This is a genomic window from Gemmiger formicilis (assembly GCF_016901605.1).
Lineage (GTDB): Bacteria > Bacillota > Clostridia > Oscillospirales > Ruminococcaceae > Gemmiger > Gemmiger formicilis_B.
This window is the reverse complement of record NZ_JACJKP010000003.1, coordinates 31,670-43,720: the sequence shown is the minus strand read 5'-3', so window position 1 is coordinate 43,720 and position 12,051 is coordinate 31,670. Positions and strand designations below refer to the sequence as shown.

8 protein-coding genes are annotated in these 12,051 nt (G+C 60.2%); 3 read left to right on the top strand and 5 right to left on the bottom strand.

All coding sequences use genetic code 11. The features are described 5' to 3' along the window. On the top strand, positions 1–1,165 hold a 1,165-nt coding region (locus tag H6B10_RS00625; protein ID WP_204648979.1), incomplete at its 5' end, for a DNA polymerase Y family protein. A gap of 31 nt (positions 1,166–1,196) precedes the next feature. On the opposite strand, the gene H6B10_RS00620 is transcribed toward H6B10_RS00625, so the two are convergent. From H6B10_RS00620 to H6B10_RS00610, 3 genes are all read right to left on the bottom strand, one after another. Next, positions 1,197–1,769: an ANTAR domain-containing response regulator gene (locus tag H6B10_RS00620; protein WP_204648978.1), complete on the bottom strand. Its 573-nt coding sequence runs from the start codon at positions 1,767–1,769 to the stop codon at positions 1,197–1,199. A 37-nt stretch (positions 1,770–1,806) separates the two neighbouring features. Continuing rightward, the gene (locus H6B10_RS00615; protein WP_204648977.1) at positions 1,807–3,117 is read right to left on the bottom strand and encodes a glutamine synthetase family protein; all 1,311 of its coding nucleotides are present in this window, start codon (positions 3,115–3,117) and stop codon (positions 1,807–1,809) included. 174 nt (positions 3,118–3,291) lie between these two features. Beyond that, entirely contained in the window at positions 3,292–5,382 is a 2,091-nt protein-coding gene (locus H6B10_RS00610) for a glutamine synthetase III (RefSeq protein WP_204648976.1), read from the bottom strand. A 237-nt stretch (positions 5,383–5,619) separates the two neighbouring features. Here H6B10_RS00610 and H6B10_RS00605 point away from each other — a divergent pair, with 237 nt between their 5' ends. After that, the gene (locus H6B10_RS00605) at positions 5,620–6,105 is read left to right on the top strand and encodes a hypothetical protein (RefSeq protein ID WP_204648975.1); all 486 of its coding nucleotides are present in this window, start codon (positions 5,620–5,622) and stop codon (positions 6,103–6,105) included. Between the two features lie 92 nt (positions 6,106–6,197). Here the strand turns inward: H6B10_RS00605 and H6B10_RS00600 are convergent, their stop codons facing one another. Both H6B10_RS00600 and H6B10_RS00595 read right to left on the bottom strand, forming a co-directional pair. Then, the gene (locus H6B10_RS00600; protein ID WP_204648974.1) at positions 6,198–6,791 is read right to left on the bottom strand and encodes an LPXTG cell wall anchor domain-containing protein; all 594 of its coding nucleotides are present in this window, start codon (positions 6,789–6,791) and stop codon (positions 6,198–6,200) included. Positions 6,792–6,806: 15 nt separating this feature from the next. Next, positions 6,807–9,872 carry a hypothetical protein gene (locus H6B10_RS00595; RefSeq protein WP_204648973.1) on the bottom strand — a complete coding sequence of 1,022 codons (3,066 nt, stop codon included), beginning with the start codon at positions 9,870–9,872 and terminating at the stop codon, positions 6,807–6,809. A gap of 669 nt (positions 9,873–10,541) precedes the next feature. On the opposite strand from H6B10_RS00595, the gene H6B10_RS00590 reads away from it, so the two are divergent. After that, the gene (locus tag H6B10_RS00590; RefSeq protein WP_204648972.1) at positions 10,542–11,972 is read left to right on the top strand and encodes a DUF3048 domain-containing protein; all 1,431 of its coding nucleotides are present in this window, start codon (positions 10,542–10,544) and stop codon (positions 11,970–11,972) included. Positions 11,973–12,051 lie beyond the last annotated feature (79 nt).

Genomic DNA, 12,051 nt, shown 5'->3' with positions numbered 1-12,051 from the left:
GCTGGACCTGCGCACGGTGCCTTCGGCGGTGGGCGGCGACGAGGAAAAGCGCCATGGCGTGGTGCTGGCCAAAAGCGGCCCTGCCAAGGCATTCGGTGTGCGTACGGGGGAAAGCCTTTTCTCCGCCCGGCTGAAATGCCCCGATTTGGTCGTGACCCCGCCGGACTTTGATTTTTATGTGCAGAACAGCAAGGCCCTCATTGCCATTTTGCAGCAATACACCCCCGATGTGGAACAGTACAGCATCGACGAAGCGTTCCTGGATATGACCGGCACCGAAGCCCTGTTCGGCCCGCCGCTGACGGTGGCCCACACCATCCGCAACCGTGTACGGGAGGAACTGGGGTTTACGGTGAACATCGGGGTGGCGCCCAACCGGCTGCTGGCCAAGATGGCCTCGGATTTTGAAAAGCCGGACAAGGTGCACACCCTTTTCCCCGATGAAGTGCCCCGCAAAATGTGGCCGCTGCCGGTGGGGGCGCTGTTCGGGGTGGGACCCAGTGCGGTCAAACGGCTGAACCAGTGCGGCATGTATACCATCGGGGACCTGGCCCAGGCGGAACGCAAGGTGATCGTGGGGCTGTTCGGCGCCCGGGGAGATACCCTGTGGAACTACGCCAACGGCCGGGAGGCGGACCCTGTGACCAAGCAGGCCACCCGGGATAATACCTACGGCAACAGCGTCACTCTGCCCCAGGACCTGGCCAGGCCCGAACAGGCGGACGCCACCCTGCTGGCCCTCTGCGACTCGGTGGGGCGGCGGCTGCGGGCCGACGGCAGGACCGCCCGGGTGGTAACGGTACAGCTGGTGGATAATGCCTTCCGCCGTACCAGCCACCAGACCACCCTGCCCGACCCTACCAACTCCACCGACCGGCTGTATGAGGTAGCCCTGCGGCTGATGCGGCAGATGTGGCCCCAGCGCCCGGTGCGGCTGGTGGGGGTCAGTGCCGAAAAGACCGGCACCGACAACTTTGAACAGCTGGACCTGTTTACCGACAGCACCCGCCGCCAGAAACAGGAAACTTTGGACCGCACAGCAGATGCCCTGCGCCGCAAATTCGGCGGCATGGCGGTGACCCGGGCCAAGCTGCTCACACCCGAAACCCGGGCCCCGGCAGCCCTCTCCGCCGCCAAAGAGCGGGATAAACAAAAGAAAAAATAAGACGGCAGAACCCAGGGTTCTGCCGCCTTTTTTATTCGTCGTCCTCTTCGTCCAGGATTTCCCGGGCCACCTCGCCGCGGCTGCGGCGGGTGTCCATGGCGTTTTTCTCGATCAGCCGGTGGGCTTCGGTCTCGGTCATGCCCTTCTTCTCGATCAGGTAGCATTTGGCCCGGTCCACCAGCCGCAGCTGGGCAATTTTGTCCAGCAGTTTCTGGTTTTCTGCCCGCAGCAGGGCCAGCCGCTTGTAGTTGCTGGCGGCCATCTGCACCGCCTGGCGGAACTGGGGCGCGCTGAAAGGCTTGCCCAGCACCAGCACGCCGAAATCCTGCAATTTGTCCGAGATCTGTTCCGCTGTGCCGGTCTTGGTCAGCAGGATCACCCCGGCGTCGGTCTTTTGTACGGCGTCGGTGCCCAGTTCGTGGCCGAATTCGTCGGGCAGCGGGGTGTTGATGACGATCACTTCAAAGTCCTTGCCGTCCATCTGGCGGCGGGCTTCACCGCCGCTGGGCACAATGACGGGGCGGGTATAACCCAGTTCGGCAATGTGCCGGGCCAGATATTCGTTGGCGTTGGTTCCCGCCGATACGATCAGCGCCTTTGCCACAGGCCGCCCCCTCCTTTCCTGCAAGTGTATGCGGCAGTCACATGATCAGGAACCCGTTGGCACGCTCCCAGGCGTCCACGTCGGTGGCGGCCTCAAAGTCGTGGCACAGACGGGTCTGGTATTCAAAGTATTGGTTTTGCAGTGCAATGGGCAGTTCGGCGCTGATGAACTCGCTCTGCCCGGCCACCGTGATGGCCTCCCGCAGGGTGCGGGGCAGGCTTTCCAGCCCGGCGGCGGCACTGGCACGGAACAGATTGCGGTTCACGGGGTCCGGCAGCGGCAGTTTGCGCTGGATACCGTCCAGCCCGGCGGCCAGGATCAGGCCGATGACCAGGTAGGGGTTGCCGGCGGGGTCGGGGCCGCGCAGCTCCACCCGGCACAGTTCGCCGCTGGCGCTGGGCAGCCGCACCAGCTGGCTGCGGTTCTGGCGGCTCCAGCTCACATACAGCGGGGCCTCGTTGGCGCCCAGCCGCGCGTAGGAGTTGGGCACCGGATTGCAGAAAGCGGTCAGCTCCCGGGCATGGGCCAGAATACCCGCCACAAAGTGGGCGGCTTCGCTGTCGGGGGCCAGGTCCCCTTCAAACAGGTTCTTGCCGTCCCGCAGCAGCGAGATGTTCACATGCAGGCCGCTGCCCGGCTGGTCGGCCAGGGGCTTGGGCATAAAGCTGGCGAACAGGCCGTTACGGGCGGCAATGGCCTTGACGGTGCTCTTGAAGGTGTTCAGGTTGTCGGCCGATTTCAGCGCCCCGGTGTACAGGAAGCAGACCTCGTTCTGGCCTGGGCCGCTTTCGTGGTGGCTGTGCTCGGGGTGCAGGCCCATCTCCTCGATGGCAAAGCAGATCTCCCGGCGGATGTTTTCGCCCTTGTCCAGGGGCGGAATGTCAAAATAGCCGCCGTGGTCCAGGGGAATCCGGGTGGGGTTGCCCGCTTCGTCGGTCTCAAACAGATAAAATTCACACTCGCAGCCCACATTGCAGGTCAGGCCCAGGGCCTTGGCACGGCCCACCACCGACTGCAGATACCCCCGGCAGTTGCCCTCAAAGGGTTTGCCGTCGGGCAGGGTGATGTCGCAGTACATGCGGATGACCCGGCCCTCGGTGGGGCGCCAGGGCAGCACGGTGGCGGTGTCGGGGTCGGGCCACAGCACCAGGTCGCTCTCCTCCACGTTCATGAAGCCGGCGATGGAGGAACCGTCAAAGCTGATGCCCTGGGCAAAGGCGCGGGGCAGCTCGCTGGCAAACAGCGAAATATTCTTCTGGTTGCCGAAGATGTCGCAGAAGGTCAGCTTGACGAACTTGACGTCGTTGTCCTCCACAAAATTCAGAATATCCTGTGCGGTACGTTTCATAAAAGCCTCCGGGAATCGGTTTGCATCCTGCGCAAGGGCGGCCGCAGATACCCGAAAGGCCCACCGGTGGGCGGTAGGCGCCGGCAAACAGCCGGGCAATACGCGCTTGTGCAGGCGGGCCTTTCAGGTTGGTGTAAGAAATAGGAAAAGGAGAATGGCGATACAGGTGGGCCCTTACTCGGTGTAGAACAGCATACGGCTGTAGCAGGGCAGGGGCCAGTATTCTTCGTCAACGAGCTCCTCGGCTACGTCGGCGGCGGCACGCAGCCGGGCCATAACGGGCAGAACCTCGTCATGGAAGGCGTGAGCCTTGGCGCTCTCGTCCTCCAGGGCACAGACCTTGTCGGTGACGGCTTTCAGCTCATCGGCAGCGTCGGACATCTCGTCGGTATACTGGGAAAGCGCTTTCAGCACTTTGCTCTCGGCCTTGGTGGAAATGCCTTCCACGGCGGCAGCCTTGGCAGCGGCTGCGTTGGCCACCTCGCCCATGTAGGAGGTGGCGGCGGGGATCAGCTGCTTGTTGGCGATCTTGAGCATGGTGCGCGCTTCGATGTTGATGATCTTGGAGTAATGCTCCATCTCCACTTCGTAGCGGCTGAGCATCTCGGTCTTGGTCAGGACGCCGAACTCTTCCATCAGGGCAATGTTCTTGGCCTCTTTCAGGGCGATCATAGCGTCGGGGGTGCACTTGCGGTTGGGCAGGCCGCGGCGTTCCGCTTCGGCCTCCCAGGCGTCGGTATAGCCGTTGCCGTTGAAGATGACGCGGCGGTGTTCGTTCAGCGTCTTCTTGACCCAGGCGGCAGCCGCGCACTCAAAGTCGGCGGCGGAGGAGGTCTCCTCGGTAAAGTTCTTCAATGCCTTGGCCACCGCGGTGTTCAGGATGGTGTTGGCATCGGAGAGGTTCTGGGCGGAACCGGGCATACGGAACTCAAACTTGTTGCCGGTAAAGGCAAAGGGAGAGGTACGGTTGCGGTCGGTGGTGTCCTTGCTGAACTTGGGCAGAACATCCACGCCCAGGTCCATCTTCATCTTCACGGGGCCGGCGTAGGGGGAATCGGTGCAGATGGCATCGATGACCGCTTCCAGTTCCTCGCCCACAAAGATGGAGATGATGGCCGGCGGGGCCTCGTTGGCGCCCAGGCGGTGGTCGTTGCCCGGGGTGGCTACCGAGGTGCGCAGCAGGTCGGCGTACTCATCCACCGCTTTGATGACGGCGGTGAGGAACACCATGAACTGCAGGTTCTCCATGGGGGTATCGCCGGGGTCCAGCAGGTTTTCTTCGGTGGTGGACAGGGACCAGTTGTTGTGCTTGCCGCTGCCGTTGACGCCTTCAAAAGGCTTCTCGTGCTGCAGGCAGACCAGGCCGTGCTTGGCGGCGATCTTCTTCATCATCTCCATGGTCAGCAGGTTGTGATCAATGGCCACGTTGGTGGTGTCGTAGATGGGCGCCAGTTCATGCTGGGCGGGGGCGACCTCGTTGTGCTTGGTCTTGGCGGGGATGCCCAGCTTCCACAGTTCTTCGTCCAGTTCCTTCATGAACTCCGAAACGATGGGCCGGATGGTGCCGAAGTAATGCTCTTCCAGTTCCTGACCCTTGGAGGGAGCGGAGCCGAAGAGGGTACGGCCGGTAAGCACAATATCCAGGCGCTTATCGTAGTCTTCCTTGCGGACGAGGAAATATTCCTGTTCGGGGCCGACGGTGGTGGCTACCCGGGGCACATCCTTGCCGAAGAGATGCAGCACCTTGCAGGCCTGGTCGCTGATGGCCTGCATGGAGCGCAGCAGCGGGGTCTTTTTGTCCAGAGCCTCGCCGGTGTAAGAGCAGAACGCCGTGGGGATGCACAGCACGTCATCCTTTACAAAGGCGTAGCTGGTGGGGTCCCAGGCGGTGTAGCCGCGGGCCTCGGCGGTGGCGCGCAGGCCACCGGAAGGGAAGGAGGAAGCGTCCGGCTCACCCTTGATGAGCTCTTTGCCGGAAAACTCCATAATGGCGGTACCGTCGGGCTGCGGGCTGACGAAGCCGTCGTGCTTCTCACTGGTAATGCCGGTCAGGGGCTGGAACCAGTGGGTGTAATGGGTGGCGCCCAGTTCAATGGCCCAGCGCTTCATGACGCTGGCCACCACGTTGGCTACCTCCAGGTCCAGCGGCTGGCCCTTTTCGATGGTCGCCTTCAGGCTCTTGTAGGTAGAGCTGGGCAGGCGCTCACGCATTTCGTGCTCGTTGAAGACTTTGCTGCCGTAAAGTTCCATGACGGTTGCTGCCATACTTCATACTCCTTACTTCAATATCGGATTACAGGAAAGGGCGCTGCGAAAACACATTCGCAGCGCCCTTGCTGTTATGTTCCCATTATACGGGGTGTGCCGCCAAAATGCAACTGGCGAACTGCTCAAATCGTAAAAATATCCGGGGCAAAAACTGGCAAAATTGTCCATCGTCCGGGTGTTATAAAATATGGTATACTAGTACAACACCGTTGGAATCAAAAAAGAGGGCATACTATGGAGATTGAACGCAAATGGATGGTCGCCGGCTGGCCGGAAGGTCTGCCCATGACCGAGGATTACCGGATGGACCAGGGGTACATCAGCGTGCGGCCCACCGTGCGCATCCGGCGGGAGGCCCTGCAGGGCGGCGCCACGGCGCTGGTGCTCTGTTTTAAAGGAGAGGGCACCCTCAGCCGGGAGGAGATCGAGACCGAGATCGACGCGGAACTGTTTGCCCGGCTGGAACACCTCATCGGCAAGCCGCTGATCCATAAGGAACGCCGGGGCTACGCGCTGCCCGGCGGTCTGACGCTGGAGGTAAACTGCGTGGACCCGGACCTGCCCACCGCCTTCTGGTATGCCGAGGTGGAATTTGCCACCGAAGCCCAGGCCCTGGCCTGGGACCCTGCATCGGCGGGACTGGGCCAGTATCTCTCCGACGAATGCACCGGCAAGCCGGGGTCCAGCATGGGGGAATACTGGGTAGAGACCCGGGGGTGAATCCTCCGAAACAAAAACAAGCATCCGCCTTCGGTCTGAACCGAAGGCGGATGCTTTATTGTATCTGTGAAAATGAAATGCGCTGATCGCTATCAGTGCGTCTTTTTACGCAGGAACAGCGCAACCAGGCCCATGCCGGAAATCACCAGCAATGCCCACCAAAGCGCGGGCTGGCTGGCATCCCCGGTCTGGGGAATCGTGGCGGTGGCAACTGCTACAGGCTCGGCCGAAGGTACCGGCGTTGCGGCGGGGGCCGGCGTTGCCGCGGGAGTTGGGGAAGCCGGCGTACCCGGTACGGGCTTTACATAGCCGTTATCGACCTGCACTTCGGTGCGGGTATACTGCGTGCTGCCTTTCCACTGCGCGGTGGTGGCGCCGGTCACCGTGCGGGTGCCGGTATTGTATTGCGGGTTTTCGCCGTTTGTGACGGTTGCCGCAAAGCGGGCAGCGGAACCGGCATTGGTCTCGGTGATGGAGAACTGGGCGCCGGCGGGCAGACCATCAACCAACAGGCTGTCCCCGGCCTGCAGGTAAACCGTTGCGGTGTTGCCCGGCGCAAAGGTCAGATATTTCTGCCCCGACGTCAGGGTGCCGATGGCCGGATTTTCCGTGCTGCTGTGCAGCTCCACCGGGTATCGGTCACCAGCCACCGCAAGGTCCGGCAGGTTGGAGACGGTGCTTGTCAAACGGGCACAGGGCGGCTAGTCACCAGCCACCGCAAGGTCCGGCAGGTTGGAGACAGTCAGGGTGAAGGCATAGGTCTCACCGGGGCGGATGTCCTCCCCGCTGACCTGCTTGGCAAGCTGCAGGCTGGTGCTCCGGTCCAGAATCAGGGCACGGTATGCTTTGTCCGTGCTGACCGGGAGGTACGCCATCCGATCCAGCGTTTTGCTGCTCATATAGCGGCCGGTGTGGCGCGCGGTCTGCAGGGTCTGGGAATCGCCTTTGCCATATTGCGAATCCTGATCGCTGTAATCATCATACCAGCTGGTGAACCAGACGGCCCGGTCTTCGTCGGGCACATAGGTATGGGTGCTGTCCTGGATATAGGCGGTGATCGCCTCGGCCGCCGGAACCGTGAACTGGCTCTTCCCGCCCTGGGCATACAGTTCGGCGCCCGCATCATTGGCATCGGGGCTGGTGTTGTCAGGCTGTCCGCCTTTCTCGCCGGCCACGTTGAAGTACAGCGCACCGTCCGTCATGACAAAGGTGGCCGCCTGCTCGCCCTGATCTTTGGTGGATTCCACATAAACGCCGCCGCCTGCATCCCAGGCGGTGTTGTCGGTGATCACACCGCCACTCATCGCGTAGACTGCGCCGCGGAATACCAGCGGATTCGGCAGAGGACCATCCTGGGTCTCAGAGATGGTATTCTCACCCGAAAGGTAGATGCCGCCGCCGTTTTCCTTCGCGGTATTGCCGGCAATACGGCCGTCATACATCCGGAATCGTGCGCCGGTGCCGTAACTGTCATCACTGTCAAAGTCGTGGGTATACCCTTCGTAACTGCCCACACCGTCCAGGTATACGCCGCCGCCGGAGTGCGCAGCGGTGTTGTTTTCAATCCAGCCGCCGTTCATCAGGATGGTGGAGCCAAAGCAGCCGTATACACCACCGCCGCAGCTCTCATTTCCTGTCTCGTTGCCGGTGATTTTTGCACCGCTGTACTGGTCGGTTGGACCATACAGGTACAGCTGGCAATTGCCGTGCAGGAAGATGCCGCCGCCGCCCGGGGCATAGGGGTCATCGTCGTGCTTTTCTACCACCCACGTGGATTTTGCGATGTTATCCTGGATCGTGCCGCCGTACATATACAGCACAGAATCTTCGGGGTTTCCGTTTTCACCGACGGAAAAATCGGCGGCCACGCAGATGGCTCCACCGTGCGACTCTGCAGTGTTGTCTGCAATGACACCGTCATACATATACATACGGCAATCTTTGGCGATCTGTACGGCGCCGCCAGACAGATCTGAGTAGTTCTCTTTAATGGTGCCGCCATTGAGATTGAAGGTTGCGTTCACATTGACGGTGATCGCACCGCCTCCTTCTCCGGCCTGGGGGCCTTTCGACGGATCCGCATCTTCACGATCCGTGATTTTGGCTTTGTTGTTGGCAATCGTGCCGCCGTTTATGGTCAGGCTGCAGGACTCTGCGCTGGGTGCATCCGCTGCGCCGCGAACGTATATGGCTCCGCCGCCCAGGGCTTTGTTGTAGGAGATGGTACCGTCATTGATTGTGACCTTTGCTGTGCCATGCTCTTGCGTGATGGCAGAAATAGCACCGCCAAACTTATTGATGGCGGAGTTGCGGGTGATTGTGCCATTCTCAATCAAAACGGTTGTGGAACCCGCTATGCCTGTCCCGGCGGTGATCGCGCCGCCGTACCCCTTGAGAACCTGGTTGTCGGAAATGGTGCCATCCGTCATGGTAAAGGAGGCAGCTTTGTCTACTGCTGTTGAAACAACGCCGACTATACCGCCCATACCCCAGCGGCCCCATGTAGTATCTTGAAGAAGTTTATTGTTGCAAATTGTGCCGCCAGCCATCGTGAAGGAGGAGCAGTTCGCACGGAACACAGCCGCCATGGACGAAGGAATATTAGTGTTGTCGTGCCCGCTGATCTCTCCGCCGGACATGACACAGGTACTGCCATTCAAATTAATAACAGTGGATGAGTAGCCGTGGACGTTGCTGTTTATAATGCGGGCTCCGTCCTGAATATAGAGATGCGCACCATTCACATACAGGGCGCCGCTCTTGAAATTCGTCTGGCCGACACTGTTGCAGTCCAGTGTAATGTTGGAAAGGGTGAGAGAACTGTCGGTTTTTACTTCAAAAAAGTAAACACCGGATGTTGCGTGGCTGTTATCAAACCTCAGCGTGTAGTTGCCGCTGCTGGTCAGATGCACGTTGGCGCCGTCTGTCAGGCTATAATAAGCTCCAGATTGCGTGCCATTGTTCAGCTGGATGTCCGCTGTCAGTCGGATGGTGATCTGGGGGATCTCCGTGCCGGCTGCCGTGGCCTGTTTCGCCGCATCATTGGCAACTTCCACAGCCGCTTCCAGCTGGCTTTCGTTAGCTGCATCATATTCGTTTTGCCCTGTATAGGTGGAGAAAAAGGCCGGAGCGGACAGGCCGTTGGTATCAGTACCGTCCTGGCCGCCGGTCTGTGCCGGATCCTGGGGGCCATTTTCGCCGCCCTCACCGGCGTCATCGTCTTCCCCGGCAGGGGTGCCGGGCTGGCCGCCGGCGTCATTGCCGTCCTGTTCGTCGGACTGTGCCGGATCCTGGGGGCCATTTTCGCCGCCCTCACCGGCAGTGGCGTCTTCCCCGGCAGGGGCGCCGGGCTGGCCGCCGGCGTCATTGCCGTCCTGATCGTCGGGCTGTGCCGGATCCTGGGGGACGTTTTCGTCGCCCGCACCGGTGTCACCGTCTTCCCCGGCAGGGGCGCCGGGCTGGTCGCCGGCGTCATTGCCGTCCTGATCGTCGGGCTGTGCCGGATCCTGGGAGACGTTTTCGTCGCCCGCACCGGTGTCACCGTCTTCCCCGGCAGGGGCGCCGGGCTGAACACTGTTTTCTTCATCGGAAAGAATTTCCTCGTCCCCGCCGTTGGCGTTGACGACGATCCCGGGGTTGTCTTCTCCGTCATTGGAAACTTGGCTGTAATTTGCCGGTTCGGATGATTCTTCGGCAAGTACGGTCGCCGGTGTCAGGCAGAGCAGCAGACACAGGGCTAGCATGCCGGACAGAATCCTTCTTCTCATCTTGCGTTTTCTTCCTTTCCTGTTTTATGTCTTTGATTTTGCCGCCATCCCGTTGCAACAGCAGACATCGGCAAAGGGTCTGGAACAGCTTTATGAAAGCGTACAAAAAGCTGTTGGATTCCGCACGATGGGATTTAGGCGATATTTACTATATTGTCAATATTATCATGCTATTTTTTTGAAATCAAGAACGCACCTTTAATTCGACAGATTCAACAAAACTGTGCAGGGAAATCAGCGGTCAATTTGTTGGAGCTGGATAATAAAACCACGTGATTGTGCGTTTTATGGGGAGGACTGCGGCAAGAAAGCACAAAAGCTGGAATACAACGTAATACTTATGCTTGTTTGCCGCAACAGACCCATGGGGGCGGAGCCGCCCTCCCTTTCGAGCGCCGCAAAACATCCGGCACTGGCCTTGCCGGAAAACGGACACCAGGGACACGCCGCGGTGTGCAGACTTACAGCGGAGGAAGGAATCTTCTGTTCGTTTGAAGCCTTCTGCGCCGGGGAATGCTACCAGCAGGGCTGTGAATTGTAAAATTGTGCCGCCCTGCTTTACAAATGATTACAAAGCGGCTACAATAAGAACTAACTAGTCCCGACAAAACCATCTCCGTGCGTATCCTGCCGCACGGACGGAGTAACCTAGGAAAAGAGGAACTGTGAATGAAACGTAAGCTACTGCTCGTCATGGCTATCCTGTCGCTGTGCGTTCTGCTGGCGGCCTGCAAAAAGGGAGGAGACGAATCCGCCAGCTCCTCCGGTACCACTACGCCGGAGGTTACCGCCACGCCTGAACCGTCCATGGAACCTTACATGGCCAACGTGCTCACCGGTGAACCCCAGGGCGACGATTACAAGAACCAGCGCATCACCGCTGTCATGGTCAACAACATCGTGGCGGCCCGTCCTCAGCGCGGTCTGTCCAAGGCGGACATTCTGTTTGAGATCAAGGTGGAAGGCGGCATCACCCGCTTTATGCCGGTCTTTACCGATTATGAAGATATTGGCGAGATCGGCCCTGTGCGTTCCGGCCGTGACCAGTTCTTCCGCCTGATCCTGCCCTGGCAGGCCCTGTATATCCACGAGGGTCAGTCCGTGGTCATGCAGCAGTATGCCATCGACTACAGCTACGGCAACCTGAACAACAACGACGGCGCCAACGGCTACCGTGACTACGGCCGTGTGAACTGGAACGGCGCTTCCTACAACAACGGAACCCTGGCGCTGGAACACACCATGTACACCGACTCGGAGAACATCCAGAAGTACATCGATGACAACAGCGTGGATATGGACCGCACCTACAACTCCACCTTCTTCAACTTTGTGGATTACCGTACCGGCGAAACCCGCGACCTGTCCAACAGCCTGGACAGCGCTTACAGCGACAAGTACGGCCCTGTGGTGAGTGACGGCGAATATATCGAGATCGAGCACAGCCCGTCCTACAAGACCCGCTTCATCTACGATTCCGCCTCCAACACCTACAAGATGCAGCAGAACTACACTGACGGCCAGTGGCGCGACACCGTGGACGAAGCTGCCGACAACACCGTTCTCAGCTTCCCCAACGTCATCGTGCTCTACACCGACATCCACACCTACCCCGGCCACGAGGCCAAGGACCTGCAGTACGTTGAGTACTCCTGGGGCGGCATCGGTTACTACTGCTACGGCGGCAAGTGCGAGAAGATCTACTGGCAGAAGGGCACCCCGCAGGAAGCCCTGCGCCTGTACTACCTGACCGAGGACGGCCAGTGCAGCGATACCCCGCTGGAAGTCAACATCGGCAAGAGCTACGTGGCCGTTACCGACATTGACTACGCCGAAAACTTTGTGCACAGCACCCTGGACGGCGTGGACCTGAGCAGCGCCACCACCAAGACCTACGAGAGCAACTACGTGGAAGACGACGCCGAGGCCGGCGAGACCCTGGGCATGAGCACCGATGATCTGACCACCAGTGCCACCGGCAGCGGTGAGGCGGAGACCACCACCGAGGAAACCGTTACCGAGGAAGTGCCCGAGGAGGAAACCCCTGCGGAAGAGGTACCGGAAGAACCCGTGGCGGATGATCCCGAAGCGGTAGGCTGATCCGGCATCCTGCATACCAAAACAAACACCAGCGCAGTCCGCCCGGCGCGGGCTGCGCTGGTTCTTTTGAAAGGACCCC